Genomic DNA, 16,308 nt, shown 5'->3' on the forward strand with positions numbered 1-16,308 from the left:
CGGGTAAACCCGCTCCTACAAGCACCACGCGTCCCTGTAGGAGCGGGTTTACCCGCGAAGAGGCCGGCACAGGCCATATACATCCCCGCTGACAAAAAACCTGTACATCCATCCAGATAAAACTTGCCTCTGCGCCCCCGCTTGCGCATCCTATGGCCCACCACCCCGATGAAGCGTCCCGGCCATGCGCCTGTTCCTCTGTGAAAAACCCTCCCAGGCAAAAGACATTGCCAAAGTGCTCGGCGCCAACCGCAAAGGCGACGGCTGCTGGCAAGGCACCGATATCTGCGTCACCTGGTGCATTGGCCACCTGCTGGAAACCGCCCCGCCCGACAGCTACGACGAACGTTACAAGCGCTGGAACCTGGCCGACCTGCCGATCATTCCAGACAAGTGGAAGATGCTGGTAAAGCCCAAGACCGCCAGCCAGTTCAAGGCAGTCAAACGCCTGCTCGGTGAAGCGCGGGAGCTGGTGATTGCCACCGACGCCGACCGCGAAGGCGAAATGATTGCCCGCGAGCTGGTCGAGCACTGCCGCTACCGAGGCCCGGTGCAGCGCCTGTGGCTGTCGGCGCTGGATGACGCCTCCATCCGCAAGGCCCTGGCGCGCCTGCTGCCAGGCCACGAGACGTTCAACCTGTACCACTCGGCGCTGGGCCGCTCGCGCGCCGACTGGCTGATCGGCATGAACATGAGCCGGCTGTTCACCTTGCTGGGCCGCCAATCCGGCTACCAGGGTGTGCTGCCAGTAGGCCGCGTGCAAACGCCGACCTTGCGCCTGGTGGTCGACCGCGACCGCAGCATCGCCAACTTCGTACCGGTGCCGTTCTGGGCCATCGACGTCCAGCTGGAACACGCCGGCCAACGCTTCAATGCCCAATGGCGTGCCCCCGAAGACGCCTGTGATGACCAAGGCCGCTGCCTGAAGCAAGACCTGGCACAGCGGGCCGCCACCGACATCGGCCATGCCGGCACTGCCCGAGCGGTAAAGGTAGCGACCGAGCGTGTGCGCGAAGCAGCACCGCTGCCCTTCGACCTTGGCACCCTGCAGGAGCTGTGCTCGAAAAAGTTCGGCCTCGGCGCCCAGGAAACCCTCGACATTGCCCAGGCACTGTACGAAACACACAAGTTGATCACCTACCCGCGCAGTGATTGCGGCTATTTGCCACAAAGCCAGCACGCCGAGGCACCCGCCATCCTCGCCGCCCTGCAACGGGCCGATGCCAGCCTGGCACCGCTGCAGCCCTACCTGGAGCCGCAACGCCGCTCGCGGGCGTGGAACGACGCCAAAGTCAGCGCTCACCATGGCATCATCCCCACCGCCGCCGCCAGCGACCCCTCGCGCCTGCCGGCCAAGCACAAGGCCGTGTATACCCTGATCCGCGCCCGCTATCTGGCGCAGTTCCTGCCCAACCATGAGTACGACCGCACCCAGGCCGACTTCGACTGCGCCGGTCATGCGCTGCGTGCTGTGGGCAAGCAGATCGTCGAGCCGGGCTGGCGCCGCGCCTTGCCCGAGGCGCTCACCCCGGCCAAAGGCCGCGAGGCACCACCGGCCCAGGTGCTGCCGGCGCTTCGCGAAGGCCAGGACTGCAACGTACACAGCCTGCAACTGAAAGACCTGTGGACCCAGCCACCCAAACCGTTTACCGAAGGCGACCTGATCAAGGCGATGAAAAACGTGGCCAAGCTGGTGGATGACCCTCGGCTGAAGCAGAAACTCAAGGAAACCACCGGCATCGGCACCGAGGCCACCCGCGCCAGCATTATCCAGGGTCTGCTCGACCGCGGTTACCTGGTAAAGAACGGCAAGGCGCTGTCGGCCACACCTGCGGCCTTCAGCCTGATCGACGCCGTTCCCCGCGCGATTGCCGACCCCGGCACCACGGCGATCTGGGAGCAGGCGCTGGACATGGTGCAAAGCGGCGAGATGACCCTGGACGAGTTCGTCGCCCGGCAGTCGGCGTGGATGGGCAAGCTGGTAGAGCGTTGCAGCGGCATGCGCATGACCATCAGCGGGCCAGCGGCCGGGGCGGCCCCGCCCTGGAAGAAGAAACGTCGCGGTGGAGGTGGCAAAAGCAAAGCGGCCGGAAACAAGGCAACTCCGAGCAAGCCACGTCAGGCGCGGAAAAAGCGAGCCCCCCTGTAGGAGCGGGTTCACCCGCGAAGAGGCCAGCCCAGGCAACACATTAACCACAGGCAAACCACAAACCCCGACCAACACATTGGCAACGTGAAATTTAACTGCTAACTTTTCATGAAAATAAACATAATAATTTTCACGGAAATCCCGCATGTTCAAACAATCCGCCCAGCACGTCGCCAGTTACTACGCCCAGACCTACCCCGCCAACATCCCATTACGCCCTACCCTGCAAGGCACTCAGGACACCGATGTGCTGATCATCGGCGCCGGTTTCAGCGGCCTGCACACTGCCCTGCGCCTGACCCAGGCCGGCAAACGCGTAACGCTGCTGGAAGCCAGCCGGGTTGCCTGGGCGGCCTCCGGACGCAACGGTGGCCAGGCGCTGCTGGGCTGGTCGTGCGACATGCCGCCGCTGGAGCAGGCCCTTGGCATCGAACGCACCCAACGGCTATGGGCCAGCATGTGCTGGGCCGCCGACGAGATGCGCGAACTGCCCCAGCGCCACGGCTTCGACATCGACTACCGGCCGGGCAGCCTGTGGACTGCGGTATTGCCGCGCCGGGTAAAAATGCTCGAAGAGGCCCTGCATGATGCCGAGCATAAATGGGGTTACGACGCCCTGCGCCTGATCGGCCGTGACGAGTTGCCGCAATGGATCGACAGCCCGCGCTACCAGGCCGCGCTGTACGACGCCAAAGGTGCCCACCTCAACCCGCTGAAACTGGCACAGGGCCTGGCCAGTACCATCGAGGCTGCCGGCGGGCAAATCTACGAACAGAGCCAGGTGCTCAGCTACCAGCAGGCTCGCGACGGCTATGTCGCCCGTACCGACCGTGGCGAAGTTCGCTGCCAGGTATTGGTGCTGGCCTGCAACGCCTACATCGACCGCCTTGACCGCAGCCTGTCGCGTCGCCTGTTGCCAGTCGGTTCCTACCAGGTCGCCACTGCGCCTCTGGATGCCGACTTGGCCCATTCGTTACTACCTCGCAACAGTTGCGTGATCGACAACCAGTTCGTACCCGACTACTTCCGCCTCACCCCAGACCACCGCCTGCTGTTCGGTGGCGGCTGCACATACCTGGGCGGCATTCCCAAGGACGTCGCCAGCGCTACCCGCCCGTACCTGGAGCGGGTATTCCCGCAACTGGCCGGGGTAGCCATCGACTATGCCTGGGGTGGCCATATTGATTGCAGCATGCAACGCACCCCGGACGTCGGCCGCGAGGGCCAGCGCTACTGGCTGCAGGGCTTCTCCGGTCATGGTGTACTGCCGACCCTGGCGGCGGCGCGGGCGGTGAGTGATGCCATTCTCGGCGATGAAGACCTGTTGGCGCTGTACCAAGGCATCGACAACGGCCGCTTCCCCGGTGGCGACCTGCTGGCTGCGCCATTGGAAGCGGCGGCAAAGGCCTGGTACCGCATGCGCGACCGCGTCTGAAGGGCATCAGTATTGCCTGTGCGGGCCTCTTCGCGGGTGAACCCGCTCCTACACTGTGAGGTCCCTTTCACCCGCGAAGAGGCCCGCACAGGCACCACAACTTCCTGATACCCGCCAAAAACCCTCCTATTCTCAATAGCTCCCTTCGCTTCCTGCACCCAGGAGACACGACCATGAGCTATGTAACCACGAAGGACGGCGTACAGATTTTCTACAAGGACTGGGGCCCGCGCGATGCACCGGTGATCCACTTCCACCACGGCTGGCCGCTCAGTGCCGATGACTGGGACGCGCAGATGCTGTTCTTCCTCGCCCAGGGTTACCGCGTGGTCGCCCACGACCGGCGGGGCCATGGCCGCTCCAGCCAGGTATGGGACGGCCACGACATGGACCACTATGCCGACGACGTAGCCGCCGTGGTCGCCCACCTGGGCACCCAGGGCGCCGTGCATGTCGGCCACTCGACCGGCGGCGGCGAAGTGGTGCGCTACATGGCCCGGCACCCTGAAGACAAGGTGGCCAAGGCCGTGCTGATCGCGGCCGTCCCCCCCTTGATGGTACAAACCCCCGGCAACCCCGGTGGCCTGCCCAAGTCGGTATTCGACGGTTTCCAGGCCCAGGTTGCCAGCAACCGGGCGCAGTTCTACCGGGATGTGCCAACAGGGCCGTTCTACGGCTACAACCGCCCAGGGGTCGAAGCCAGCGAAGGCATCATCGGCAACTGGTGGCGCCAAGGCATGATCGGCAGTGCAAAGGCCCATTACGATGGCATCGTGGCGTTTTCCCAGACCGATTTCACCGAGGACCTGAAGGGCATCCAGCAGCCGGTGCTGGTGATGCACGGCGACGATGACCAGATCGTGCCATACGAAAATTCCGGGGTACTGTCGGCCAGGCTGCTGCCCAATGGCACGCTGAAAACCTACAAAGGCTACCCGCATGGCATGCCCACCACCCATGCCGATGTGATCAATGCGGATTTGCTGGCGTTTATCCGTAGTTGATGTTTTCGCCAGTACCGGCCCTTTCGCGGGTAAACCCGCTCCTACGGGATTACGCGGGCTTGCCCGCGAAAGGGCCGGCACTGGCAACACACCTTCCCCAGGATTACCATGTGTCCCTTCTAGTGCAGCACTTTGCCGCCTCCTTGCCTCCCCGCCTGCCAAAAACCCATGCCCTTCGAACTCACCGTAGAACCCCTAACCCTACTCATCCTGGCGCTGGTCGCTTTCGTCGCCGGTTTCATCGACGCCATCGCCGGTGGCGGGGGCCTGCTCACCACCCCGGCCCTGCTCACTGCCGGCATGCCACCGCACCTGGTACTGGGCACCAACAAGCTCAGTTCCACCTTCGGCTCGGCCACTGCAGGTTTCACTTACTACAAACGCAAACTGTTCCACCCGGCGCAGTGGCGCCCGGCGTTGTTCGCCACCTTGACCGGGGCGTTGCTCGGCGCCGTCATCGCCCATTACATGCCAGCCGAATGGCTGAACAAGATGCTGCCAGTGATCGTCTTCGCCTGTGGCATCTACCTGTTGTTCGGCGGCACGCCCAAGGCGCCGCTGGATGCCGATGCACCGATCAAGAAAAAGTGGCAAGTGCCGCAAGGCTTCACCCTGGGCTTCTACGACGGCGTAGCCGGCCCGGGTACCGGGGCGTTCTGGACGGTCAGTACCCTGCTGCTGTACCCCATCGACCTGGTACGCGCCAGCGGCGTGGCGCGCAGCATGAACTTCGTCAGCAACATCGCGGCGCTGACGGTGTTCATCATTTCCGGGCAGGTGGACTACATCGTCGGCCTGTGCATGGGCCTGTCGGTCATGGTCGGCGCCTTTTTCGGCGCACGCACGGCGATCAGCGGCGGCAGCAAGTTCATCCGCCCAGTGTTCATCACCGTGGTGCTGGCGTTGACCGTGCGCCTAGCGTGGCAACACTGGTTCGGGCAGGCCTGAACCTTTGTACCCGATCATGAGGCCCATCAGCCGTACTATCATTTATGCCAGTTGAGGGGGGGCGCAAGGAATTGTAAATATATGACGCCTCTCATCAACGGAAATATCTAAATGCAAAGCAAGGTTATTTCCTTCCAATATACCTGCTATGGAGCCTCAGCTAAGCCAGGGAATATTTACGTACTGGGTTTCACGGGAGCACCTCGCGACCTATGGACAGGCTGCTACCTACTGGGAAACGGCAAGCGTACTTATAACCCGAATTTGATGAGGTTCCTCTCTCCCGACAGCCTAAGCCCTTTTAGCAAAGGAGGCATAAACGCCTACGCCTATTGCTCTGCCGACCCAATAAACAGGCTAGATCATTCAGGCCAGAATTGGATCAAGAAACTGTTCAGTCGCCCCGAACCTGCTTATACGATGACAGAGATAATAGCCGCTCACGACCATCCAGAACTGCAAAAGTACTCGGGGTGGCGTTTCAGCAGCAAGGCAACTGGCTGGGATGTTAAAATGGCGAAAAAGCTACCAAAACGACTGGCAGAAAAGGCTCAGCTTGAGCGCGACATACCAGAAGCAGCACAACTTCGATCGCATAACCTCCTCCCAAAGCTGGTAAAGCGATTACAGTATGTCACCGCTAAGATCGAAGCCACTGGCAGCAGGCTTTCAGAACTACAGTCTGGATTGACCCCGCACGAATTAGCTGCTGCTCTTTCACAAAATCAAGGTCTTCCACCACCGCCGTATTCCGAAACTAGCCCAGATAGCTTAGGTCTCCCCAACCCTTTTTGGCCAACAATTAATATCAGAGGTGCCGCAGGGGGTTCCCCCCAAGCGACAGCAAATTTCCCGCGCATATACCAGTTATCAGAATAACGATTTCCTGAATACCTATCGACCTGGTACGCGCCAACGACGTGGCGCGTAGCATGAACTTTGTCAGCAACATTTCGGCGCTGACGGTGTTCATCATTTCCGGGCAGGTGGACTACATCGTCGGCCTGTGCAAGGGCCTGTCGGTGAGGGTCGGAGAACACTTCTCACTGCAGCTAGGACGGGAAAGCAGGGATATCAAGGCCCAGGCGCCGCGCAACATACAGGTCGATCAGGTACCGGGCGATGGACCGCCCGGCCGGCAGCGGCGGCAGGTCGTGGACGCTGAACCACTTGGCGTCCTCGATCTCGTCCGGCTGCATGACAATCTCGCCCCCCGCATACTCGGCATGGAAACCCAGCATCATCGAATGCGGGAACGGCCAGCACTGGCTGCCGACGTACTGGATGTTCCGCACCTCCACCGCCACTTCTTCGCGCACTTCGCGCACCAGGCAGTCTTCGGCCGATTCACCCGGCTCGGCAAAACCTGCCAAGGTGCTGTACACCCCGGTAACGAAGCGTGGCGAACGCGCCAGCAGGATTTCATCACCGCGGGTCACCAGCACGATCATGCTGGGTGAAATGCGCGGATAGCTGCGCAGGTCGCAGGGCTGGCAGTACATCGCCCGCTCCCAGCGAATTTGCGTCATCGCCTGGCCGCAACTGCCGCAGAAGCGATGCTCGCGCGCCCAGGTACCGATTTGTGCGGCATAGCCCAGCACCTTGTAGGTGTCGAAGTCGCCTTCGAGCATGAACGCACGCAGGCCGCGCCAGCTGCAGCCAGGCACATCAGTGGCGCTGCGCAGTTCCAGCAGGAACACCGGCTGGCCGTCAAAGTGGCCGATGCCGTGCTCGCACAGCACGTCGAGGTCCTGGCGCTTGAGCCAGTCGCGGGGGAACAGCGCGCCGTTGGCGTCCACCAGAAACCCTTCAGGGCTGCGGGCCACGGCCAGCCCCCCGGTCATCTGTGGGTCGAGTACTGCAGTAGTCCAGCGTGCTGACATGTCGGGGGTTCCTTTACTGCGCGTCCCCCGGCCCGATCAGTCGGCGAACGTCGGTTTCTGTTTGCTCATGTGCGCCGCCACAGCCACGCGCAGGTCTTCGGACTGCAGCATTGCGGCGTTCCAGGTGGCAATGTAGTCCAGGCCATCGTCGATGCGATGGTCACGCATGTAGCTGAGCATTTCCTTGGTGCCGGCCACAGCGATCGGCGATTTTGCGGCAATCTCGCGGGCGATGGCAAAGACGCCGTCCATCAGTGCGGCCTGATCATCATAGACTCGGTTGACCAGGCCGATGCGCAGCGCCTCGTCGGCCTCGACATTGCGCCCGGTAAACGCCAGCTCCCGCATGATGCCGTCGCCAATGATGCGTGGCAAACGTTGCAATGTGCCAACATCGGCCGCCATACCCATGTCGATTTCCTTGATCGAGAACTGCGCGTCACTGCTGCAGTAGCGCATGTCGCACGCCGAGATGAGGTCGATGGCGCCGCCGATGCAGTAGCCTTGCACGGCCGCCAGTACGGGTTTGCGGCACGTGTCCACTGCGGTGAACGAGGCCTGCAGCCGCTGGATGGTCTTGCGCAGGAAGCGTGCATTGCGGCCCACGTCCTTGCCCATCTGCCCAGCCAGCGAGGCCAGCATCATCAGGTCGATACCGGCGGAAAAGTGCTTGCCAGCGCCGCTGATCACCACCGCGCGCACGGCATCGGTGTCATCGATCCACTGGAAGATGTCGACGATTTCCTCCCAGAAGGCCGCATTCATCGCGTTGACCTTCTCTGGGCGATTGATCTGAACATGGGCGACGCTGTCGGTCAGTTCGACCTTGAATGCACTGTACTCGGTCACGGGCGGCACTCCTGAGGGTGAAAGGTTCATGGCCCGGATGTTAACTCATGCCGATGACCGTACTTGTGCCAAAAACGGGACTGTATGCCTTGCCTAAGGCGCAATGATCCGGCACCGTGCGCCATCGCTGAATCATAAGGATACATATTCATGTCGCGCTCCCTGACCGGCGCCCTCGCTCACGGTTTCCTGGGCCAGTCGCCGCTTTGGTACAAAGCGGTCATCTGCCTGTTCCTGGTGCTCAATCCGCTTCTGCTGGCAACCATTGGCCCGGCTGCAGCCGGGTGGGCGCTGGTAATCGAGTTCATCTTCACCCTGGGCATGGCGCTGAAGTGCTACCCGCTGATGCCCGGGGGATTGTTGCTGATCGAAGCCCTGCTGTTGCAGATGACCACGCCGCAGGCACTGTACGAAGAACTGCAGCACAACTTCCCGGTAATCCTGCTGCTGATGTTCATGGTCGCCGGTATCCATTTCATGAAGGAACTGCTGCTGTTCCTGTTCTCGCGCATTCTGCTGGGTGTGCGCTCGAAAGCCATGCTGTCGCTACTGTTCTGCGTACTGTCGGCATTCCTTTCGGCGTTTCTCGATGCGCTGACCGTGACGGCCGTGATCATCAGCGCCGCGGTCGGCTTTTATGCGGTCTACCATCGCGTGGCGTCCGGCGCCAACCCGCGTGAAGACAGCGCACTGGACAGCGACCAGCAAGTGGCGCAGTTACACCGTGACGACCTGAACCAGTTCCGCGCGTTCCTGCGCAGCTTGCTGATGCACGGCGCAGTGGGTACCGCCTTGGGTGGCGTGTGCACGCTGGTGGGCGAGCCGCAGAACCTGCTGATCGGCCACGAGATGGGCTGGCACTTCGCTGACTTCTTCCTCAAGGTGGCGCCCGTGTCGATACCGGTGCTGGGTGCCGGCCTGCTGACCTGCGTGTTGCTGGAGAAGCTGCGCCTGTTCGGCTACGGCACGCTGATGCCTGAGACAGTGCGCCAGGTACTGGCTGCCTATGCCGCCGAGGACGATGCCGCACGTACCCAGGCCCAGCGCATCGCGCTGTGGGTACAAGGGCTTGCTGCCTTGATCCTGATCATCTGCCTGGGGCTGCATGTGGCCGAGGTCGGCCTGATCGGCCTGATGGTGATCGTACTGATCACGGCCTTCACCGGCATCACCGACGAGCACCGCCTGGGCCGTGCCTTCCAGGACGCCATGCCATTCACTTCGCTGTTGGTGGTGTTCTTTGCCGTGGTCGCGGTGATTCATCAGCAACAATTGTTCAGCCCATTGATCAGCTGGGTGCTGACGCTGCCGGCCGAACAGCAACCGGGCATGCTGTATCTGGCCAACGGTTTGCTGTCGGCGATCAGCGACAATGTGTTCGTTGCCACCATCTACATCACCGAAGTGAAGCAGGCATTTCTCAACGGCAGCATGAGCCGCGAGCATTTCGAAACACTGGCGGTGGCGATCAACACCGGCACCAACCTGCCAAGCGTGGCGACGCCGAACGGGCAGGCGGCGTTCCTGTTCCTGCTGACCTCGGCCATTGCGCCGCTGATCCGGCTGTCGTATGGACGGATGGTGTGGATGGCGCTGCCCTATACCGTGGTGATGGGCGGGTTGGGATGGTGGGCGGTGACGTACTGGCTGTGAGGCAGGCCTATGCGGACCTGTGCGGGCCCTTTCGCGGGTAAACCCGCTCCTGCACGGGTTTACCCGCAGGCAATATCGCCTACAACTTTTTCCCCGCACAGGCGTCGAAACACAGGTACGCCCCATCCGCTCCAAGGAGGTCACCCATGGCGCTGCGCACTACACTGCTGCTTTCCTGCATGACCCTGGCCCTGCTCGGCTGCGCCGGCAACGATCACCCGGCACCGCCGCGCACCCAGCAGGTCGACTTGCAACGCTACCAGGGCACTTGGTATGAACTGGCGCGACTGCCGATGTTCTTCCAGCGTAACTGCGTGAAGTCCGAAGCGCGCTATGGCTTGCGCGAGGACGGCCGTATCGATGTAACCAACCGCTGCCAGGAAAAGGACGGCCAGTGGAATGAAGCCAAGGGCATCGCCGAGGCTCAGCAACCGGGCAGCACCGACAAGCTGTGGGTGCGCTTCGACAACTGGTTCAGCCGCCTGGCACCGGGCCTGACCAAGGGCGAGTACTGGGTGCTGTACCACGACAAGGACTACCGCGTGGCTCTGGTCGGCCACCCCAACCGCGAGTACCTGTGGCTGCTTTCGCGCACGCCAGCGGTCACCGACCAGCAGCGCGAGCAACTGCTGACAATCGCCCGAGAGCAAGGGTATGACACCAGCAAGCTCATCTGGCGACAGGATAACTAGCGGGCCGTCGACGGCGGGTGGCAATCCGGCTAAGGTGTGCGCCCCGTATCACCTTGGCCGCTTCTGGCCTGAAACAGGAGCCTGAGCATGGACCTGCTGTTCCTCGGCACCTCCGCCGGGGTGCCCACCAAGGCACGCAATGTCAGCGCCACAGCCGTGATCGAAGCCAGTGGCAGCCACTGGTATCTGGTCGATTGCGGCGAAGGCACCCAGCACCGCCTGCTGCACACCCCGCTTTCGATCCGCGACCTGCGCGCGATCTTCATCACCCACGTGCATGGTGACCATTGCTTCGGCCTGCCCGGCCTGCTGGCCAGCGCGGGCATGAGCGGGCGCACCCAGCCGCTGGAAGTGATACTGCCCGCCGTACTGCACGATTGGGTACGCCAGGGCCTGATTGCCAGCGACACCTTCCTGCCGTTCGAGCTACGCCTGTTGCCCGTGGAAGAGCTGATCGCATGGCGCAGCGAGACCCTGCAGGTGACCACCGTGCAACTGTCGCACCGGGTGCCCAGCGTGGGTTTCGTATTCACCGAAATCAACCCTGAGCCACGCCTGGACATCCAGCGCCTGGACGCCGAGGGCATACCGCGTGGTCCGCTGTGGGGCGAGCTGGCCAAGGGGTTGACCGTGACGTTCAATGGGCAACTGCTGAACGGCAACGACTACCTGCGCCCTTCGCGTCCGCCCCAGCGGGTGATCGTGTGCGGGGACAACGACAAACCAGCGCTGCTGGCAGCCGTCGCCAGGGGTGCGGATGTACTGGTGCACGAAGCCACCTTCACCCAGGCGGTGGTCGAACGCACCGGGGGCACGTTCGGCCACAGCACCGCCGCTGAGGTGGCACGCTTTGCCGAGGCCGCTGGCGTGCGCAACCTGGTACTGACGCATTTCAGCGCCCGCTACCAGAACGACCCACGGCGCAGCCCGCACATCGACACCGTGCGCGACGAGGCCCTCGCCCATTACAGCGGGCAGTTGACCCTGGCGCAGGACCTGCAGCGCTATCACCTTGGCCGTAACGGCCGTCTTGAGGCCAGTGCCTAGGCCGCCAGCCGCCCGCTGGCAATTGCCTCCGACGCCGCCAGCATCGCCCGCAACAACACTGCGCAGCCCGCCGCCAGGTCATCGGGCGTGGCGTTCTCGATCTCGTTATGGCTGATGCCGTTTTCGCACGGCACGAAAATCATCCCCGCCGGCCCCAGCTCGGCCAGGAAGATCGCGTCATGCCCCGCGCCACTGACGATGTCCATGTGCGGCAGGCCCAGCGCCTTGGCCGACTCGCGCACGGCGTCGACACAGCCTTTGTCGAAGTAAAGTGCCGGGAAGTCTGCCGTGGGCACCAGCTCATGGCTCAGGCCATGCTTGGCACAGGTCGCCTCGATCACCCCGCGCACATCGGCAATCATCGCATTCAACTGCTCGCCCTCCAGGTGGCGGAAGTCGAGGGTCATGCGCACTTCGCCCGGGATCACGTTACGCGAGCCCGGGTACGCCTGAAGGCAACCCACCGTGCCACAAGCGTGGGGCTGGTGGGCAAGCGCCGTGCGGTTGACCGCCTCTACCACAGCGGCTGCCCCCACCAGGGCGTCCTTGCGCAGGTGCATCGGCGTAGGGCCGGCATGGGCTTCAACACCGCGCAGGGTCAGGTCGAACCACTTCTGGCCCAGCGCGCCGAGGACCACGCCGATGGTCTTGGCCTGGTCCTCAAGGATAGGACCCTGCTCGATATGCGCTTCGAAATACGCCCCCACCGGGTGCCCCGACACGGCACGCGGACCGGCGTAGCCAATGGTGTTCAACGCTTCGCCAACGCTGACACCCTGGGCATCGCGCTTGGCCAGGGTGTCTTCCAGGGTGAACTTGCCGGCGAACACCCCTGAACCCATCATGCACGGCGCAAAACGCGAACCTTCTTCGTTGGTCCACACCACCACTTCGAGCGGCGCGTCGGTTTCCACGCCCAGGTCGTTGAGGGTACGGATCACCTCCAGCCCGGCCATCACCCCGAAGCAGCCATCGAACTTGCCGCCGGTGGGCTGGGTGTCGATATGGCTACCGGTCATCACCGGCGGCAGTTTGGGGTCACGGCCCGGACGGCGAGCGAATATGTTGCCGACAGCGTCGATGCTGACCGAGCAACCGGCCGCCTCGCACCACTGCACGAACAGATCGCGGGCCTGGCGGTCGAGGTCGGTCAAGGCCAGGCGGCAGACACCGCCCTTGGCAGTGGCGCCGAGCCGGGCCAGGTCCATCAGCGACTGCCACAGGCGGGTGCTGTCGACGTGACGGGCGTTGGTCTTCAGGATCTCTTTGACGGGGGTCACGGGCTTCTCCTTCAGGCTTCTTATTGTTTGTACGGGCCTCTTCGAGGCCTCAAGGCAAGGGTTTGGCCAACCGCACCGGGTTGCGTGCCGCCAAACCGCCAAGCGCGGCGTACAGTGCACCGCCCAGCAACGAGCCGGTGAACCAGCCATAGTCGTAGAACCAGCTGAAACTGCTGTTGCCAATCGCCATTACCGTCAGCCCTACTGGCAAGGCGAAGGCGGCAAAACCGGCCCAGTTCCACGCGGGATACACGTCGTCGCGGTATAGCCCGGCCAGGTCCAGCTTCTGCCGACGGATCAGGAAGTAGTCCACCACCATGATGCCGGCAATGGGCCCCAACAAGCTGGAATAGCCCAGCAGCCAGTTGGAATACACGCTCTCCAGGCTAAGGTCGGAGACAATCAGGCCCAGTTTCTTCAGCAGTTCATGCCCCATCAGCGCCAGGCCGATAAAGCCGGTCAGCCATACCGCGCGGCTTCGGCCGATCAGGCGTGGGGCAATGTTCTGGAAGTCATTGGTGGGCGACACGATGTTCGCCGCGGTGTTGGTCGACAGCGTGGCAATCACGATCAGCGCCATGGCCAGGGCCACCCAGAACGGGCTTTGAATCTTGCCGATCAGGCTGACCGGGTCGGACACCGTCTCGCCCACCAGCGACGCCGAAGCGGCGGTCAGCACCACACCCAGCGCAGCAAACAGGAACATGGTCAGCGGCAGGCCGAAGATCTGCCCGATAATCTGATCCTTCTGGCTGCGGGCGTAGCGGCTGAAGTCGGGAATGTTCAGCGACAGTGTGGCCCAGAAGCCGACCATGGCCGTAAGCCCGGCGCAGAAGTAACTGACCACGCTCGCCCCTTCTGGGCGCTTGGGCGGCTGTGCCAACAGTTCGGTCATCGACATGTGCGGCAAGGCCCAGAACAGCAGACCGACGCCCACTGCCACCAGCAGCGGTGCCGACAGCGTTTCCAGCCACTTGATCGACTCGGCGCCGCGCAGCACCACCCACAGGTTCAGGCACCAGAAGATCATGAAGCCAATCACCTCGCCTGTCCCGCCCAGCGCCTTCCAGCCGTCGAACACCGAACCCAGGAACAGGTGAATGGCCAGCCCGCCGAACATGGTCTGAATAACGAACCACCCACAGGCAACCACTGCGCGGATCAGGCACGGTACGTTGGAGCCAAGAATGCCGAACGACGAACGCAGCAGCACCGGAAACGGGATGCCGTACTTGGTACCGGGAAAGGCATTGAGGGTAAGCGGTATCAGCACGATAACGTTGGCCAGCAGGATCGCCAGCAGCGCTTCGCCAACACTGAGGCCGAAGTAGGCGGTAAGGACACCGCCGAGGGTGTAGGTGGGTACGCAGATGGACATCCCCACCCACAGGGCGGTGATGTGCCATTTGTTCCAGGTGCGCTGGTGCACTTTGGTCGGTGCTATGTCGGGGTTGTAGCGCGGGCTGTCGAGAACATCGCTGCCCTCGGACAGCTCGAACAGGCCATCTTGCTCGACCACTTCCGATCTGCTCTGTTGCATAGGCCCTTCTCCAGTTTTTTCTTCTATTTTTTCGCTCATCAGGCTGATTCGATGACCGGAGTTCGCACGCGGAATTGTGCTTAGAAATCTCGACCAGATTTTCATCTTGTCAAGTTAGTCAAATACCCTGAAAACCCCGTCGCCCATTCGCGCGTTAATTTTTTCCTTTAAATATCAGTAACTTAAAAACCACAGATTTAATGGGAAAATTTTCTTGCTGAATCCAGAATCAGCATCTAGCCTCGAATCTTGTCAGGCCTGACAGGATTGACCGCCCTGCCCGCCCTGGCATCCATGACAATGCAAAGAACCGGCCAAGACCGGTCAGCCTGCGAGGAAAACGGCATGTCCCTGTTGATCCGTGGCGCCACCGTGGTTACCCACGAAGAGCGTTATCCCGCCGATGTCCTGTGTGCCGATGGCCTGATCCGTGCCATCGGGCAAAACCTCGAACCGCCCACCGACTGCGAGATCCTCGACGGCAGCGGCCAGTACCTGATGCCCGGCGGCATCGACCCTCACACCCACATGCAGTTGCCGTTCATGGGCACGGTGGCCAGTGAGGACTTCTTCAGCGGCACCGCTGCGGGCCTGGCTGGCGGCACCACCTCGATCATCGACTTCGTCATTCCCAACCCGCAGCAGTCGTTGCTGGAGGCCTTCCACACCTGGCGTGGCTGGGCGCAGAAAAGCGCCAGCGACTATGGTTTCCACGTCGCCATCACCTGGTGGAGCGAGCAGGTGGCCGAAGAGATGGGCGAGCTGGTGGCCAAGCACGGGGTGAACAGCTTCAAGCATTTCATGGCCTACAAAAATGCAATCATGGCCGCCGACGATACCCTGGTGGCCAGCTTCGAGCGTTGCCTGCAACTGGGCGCGGTGCCCACCGTGCATGCCGAAAACGGCGAGCTGGTGTACCACCTGCAGAAAAAACTGCTCGCCCAGGGCATGACCGGGCCGGAAGCCCACCCGCTGTCGCGCCCCTCGCAGGTTGAAGGTGAAGCGGCCAGCCGCGCCATTCGCATTGCCGAAACCCTCGGCACGCCGTTGTACCTGGTGCACATTTCCAGCCGCGAGGCACTGGATGAAATCGCCTATGCCCGGGGCAAGGGCCAGCCGGTGTATGGCGAGGTGCTGCCCGGGCACCTGCTGCTGGACGACAGTGTCTACCGTGACCCGGACTGGGCCACCGCCGCCGGTTATGTGATGAGCCCGCCGTTCCGCCCACGCGAGCACCAGGAGGCGCTGTGGCGCGGCTTGCAGTCAGGCAACCTGCACACCACCGCCACCGACCACTGCTGCTTCTGCGCCGAGCAGAAAGCCATGGGCCGCGACGACTTCAGCCGCATCCCCAACGGCACTGCCGGCATCGAAGACCGCATGGCAGTACTGTGGGATGCCGGGGTCAACAGCGGGCGCTTGTCGATGCACGAATTCGTCGCGCTGACCTCTACCAACACGGCGAAAATCTTCAACCTGTTCCCGCGCAAGGGCGCTATCCGCGAGGGTGCCGATGCCGACCTGGTGCTGTGGGACCCGCAGGGCACCCGCACCATCTCCGCCAAAACCCACCACCAACAGGTGGACTTCAACATCTTCGAAGGCCGCACCGTGCGCGGCATCCCAAGCCACACCATCAGCCAGGGCAAGGTGCTCTGGGCCGATGGCGACCTGCGCGCCGAGCCGGGCGCGGGGCGGTATGTGGAACGGCCGGCGTACCCGTCGGTGTATGAGGTGCTGGGGCGCCGGGCCGAGCATCAGCGGCCGATGCCTGTTCAGCGCTGAAGCCATTGGGGCTGCTGTGCAGCCCATCGCGACGCAAGGCCGC

At 62.7% G+C, this 16,308-nt stretch carries 13 protein-coding genes and 1 pseudogene; 10 read left to right on the plus strand and 4 right to left on the minus strand.

Annotated elements, in window-relative coordinates; translation table 11 throughout:
• The first annotated feature begins 184 nt into the window (after window positions 1-184).
• From AA098_RS18290 to AA098_RS30240, 6 genes and pseudogenes are all read left to right on the plus strand, one after another.
• Window positions 185-2,149 (plus strand): DNA topoisomerase III, encoded by a 1,965-nt coding sequence (locus AA098_RS18290; RefSeq protein WP_004576972.1) that lies wholly within the window; start codon window positions 185-187, stop codon window positions 2,147-2,149.
• Window positions 2,150-2,294: 145 nt separating this feature from the next.
• Entirely contained in the window at window positions 2,295-3,584 is a 1,290-nt protein-coding gene (locus AA098_RS18295) for an FAD-binding oxidoreductase (protein ID WP_060546242.1), read from the plus strand.
• A 173-nt stretch (window positions 3,585-3,757) separates the two neighbouring features.
• Complete coding sequence (locus AA098_RS18300) at window positions 3,758-4,588, plus strand: alpha/beta fold hydrolase (RefSeq protein ID WP_003251242.1); 831 nt, start codon at window positions 3,758-3,760, stop codon at window positions 4,586-4,588.
• 168 nt (window positions 4,589-4,756) lie between these two features.
• Window positions 4,757-5,536 (plus strand): TSUP family transporter, encoded by a 780-nt coding sequence (locus AA098_RS18305; RefSeq protein WP_003251244.1) that lies wholly within the window; start codon window positions 4,757-4,759, stop codon window positions 5,534-5,536.
• A gap of 111 nt (window positions 5,537-5,647) precedes the next feature.
• Complete coding sequence (locus tag AA098_RS28630) at window positions 5,648-6,415, plus strand: RHS repeat-associated core domain-containing protein (protein WP_003251246.1); 768 nt, start codon at window positions 5,648-5,650, stop codon at window positions 6,413-6,415.
• A gap of 14 nt (window positions 6,416-6,429) precedes the next feature.
• Window positions 6,430-6,579, plus strand: a pseudogene (locus AA098_RS30240) (hypothetical protein); the annotation flags it as partial.
• Between the two features lie 9 nt (window positions 6,580-6,588).
• On the opposite strand, the gene nudC reads toward AA098_RS30240, so the two are convergent.
• Window positions 6,589-7,419, minus strand: a complete 831-nt coding sequence (gene nudC, locus AA098_RS18310) for an NAD(+) diphosphatase (RefSeq protein ID WP_003251250.1) — start codon at window positions 7,417-7,419, stop codon at window positions 6,589-6,591.
• Window positions 7,420-7,455: 36 nt separating this feature from the next.
• Complete coding sequence (locus tag AA098_RS18315) at window positions 7,456-8,268, minus strand: crotonase/enoyl-CoA hydratase family protein (RefSeq protein WP_054888875.1); 813 nt, start codon at window positions 8,266-8,268, stop codon at window positions 7,456-7,458.
• 150 nt (window positions 8,269-8,418) lie between these two features.
• On the opposite strand from AA098_RS18315, the gene nhaB reads away from it, so the two are divergent.
• The 3 genes from nhaB (at window position 8,419) to AA098_RS18330 (ending at window position 11,660) form a co-directional block, all read left to right on the plus strand.
• Window positions 8,419-9,921, plus strand: coding sequence for a sodium/proton antiporter NhaB (gene nhaB, locus AA098_RS18320; protein ID WP_003251254.1), 1,503 nt, complete (start codon window positions 8,419-8,421; stop codon window positions 9,919-9,921).
• A 146-nt stretch (window positions 9,922-10,067) separates the two neighbouring features.
• Window positions 10,068-10,613, plus strand: a complete 546-nt coding sequence (locus AA098_RS18325; RefSeq protein WP_003251256.1) for a lipocalin family protein — start codon at window positions 10,068-10,070, stop codon at window positions 10,611-10,613.
• Between the two features lie 87 nt (window positions 10,614-10,700).
• Window positions 10,701-11,660 carry an MBL fold metallo-hydrolase gene (locus tag AA098_RS18330; RefSeq protein ID WP_064614864.1) on the plus strand — a complete coding sequence of 320 codons (960 nt, stop codon included), beginning with the start codon at window positions 10,701-10,703 and terminating at the stop codon, window positions 11,658-11,660.
• Here the strand turns inward: AA098_RS18330 and AA098_RS18335 are convergent.
• Complete coding sequence (locus tag AA098_RS18335; protein WP_054888873.1) at window positions 11,657-12,940, minus strand: Zn-dependent hydrolase; 1,284 nt, start codon at window positions 12,938-12,940, stop codon at window positions 11,657-11,659. The genes AA098_RS18330 and AA098_RS18335 overlap by 4 nt on opposite strands.
• A gap of 49 nt (window positions 12,941-12,989) precedes the next feature.
• Window positions 12,990-14,480, minus strand: coding sequence for an NCS1 family nucleobase:cation symporter-1 (locus AA098_RS18340; RefSeq protein ID WP_064614865.1), 1,491 nt, complete (start codon window positions 14,478-14,480; stop codon window positions 12,990-12,992).
• Between the two features lie 345 nt (window positions 14,481-14,825).
• Here AA098_RS18340 and hydA point away from each other — a divergent pair, with 345 nt between their 5' ends.
• Complete coding sequence (gene hydA, locus AA098_RS18345) at window positions 14,826-16,265, plus strand: dihydropyrimidinase (protein ID WP_064614866.1); 1,440 nt, start codon at window positions 14,826-14,828, stop codon at window positions 16,263-16,265.
• Window positions 16,266-16,308: the final 43 nt, after the last annotated feature.

The sequence above is a fragment of the Pseudomonas sp. JY-Q genome (assembly GCF_001655295.1).
In the GTDB taxonomy this organism is placed as follows: domain Bacteria; phylum Pseudomonadota; class Gammaproteobacteria; order Pseudomonadales; family Pseudomonadaceae; genus Aquipseudomonas; species Aquipseudomonas alloputida.

What these genes read in the sequence shown, in the direction of transcription:
- AA098_RS18290 (WP_004576972.1), top strand. Translation starts at nt 185, where the DNA reads ATGCGCCTGTTCCTCTGTGAAAAACCCTCCCAGGCAAAAGACATTGCC.
- AA098_RS18295 (WP_060546242.1), top strand. Translation starts at nt 2,295, where the DNA reads ATGTTCAAACAATCCGCCCAGCACGTCGCCAGTTACTACGCCCAGACC.
- AA098_RS18300 (WP_003251242.1), top strand. Translation starts at nt 3,758, where the DNA reads ATGAGCTATGTAACCACGAAGGACGGCGTACAGATTTTCTACAAGGAC.
- AA098_RS18305 (WP_003251244.1), top strand. Translation starts at nt 4,757, where the DNA reads ATGCCCTTCGAACTCACCGTAGAACCCCTAACCCTACTCATCCTGGCG.
- AA098_RS28630 (WP_003251246.1), top strand. Translation starts at nt 5,648, where the DNA reads ATGCAAAGCAAGGTTATTTCCTTCCAATATACCTGCTATGGAGCCTCA.
- nudC (WP_003251250.1), bottom strand. Translation starts at nt 7,419, where the DNA reads ATGTCAGCACGCTGGACTACTGCAGTACTCGACCCACAGATGACCGGG.
- nhaB (WP_003251254.1), top strand. Translation starts at nt 8,419, where the DNA reads ATGTCGCGCTCCCTGACCGGCGCCCTCGCTCACGGTTTCCTGGGCCAG.
- AA098_RS18325 (WP_003251256.1), top strand. Translation starts at nt 10,068, where the DNA reads ATGGCGCTGCGCACTACACTGCTGCTTTCCTGCATGACCCTGGCCCTG.
- AA098_RS18330 (WP_064614864.1), top strand. Translation starts at nt 10,701, where the DNA reads ATGGACCTGCTGTTCCTCGGCACCTCCGCCGGGGTGCCCACCAAGGCA.
- AA098_RS18340 (WP_064614865.1), bottom strand. Translation starts at nt 14,480, where the DNA reads ATGCAACAGAGCAGATCGGAAGTGGTCGAGCAAGATGGCCTGTTCGAG.
- hydA (WP_064614866.1), top strand. Translation starts at nt 14,826, where the DNA reads ATGTCCCTGTTGATCCGTGGCGCCACCGTGGTTACCCACGAAGAGCGT.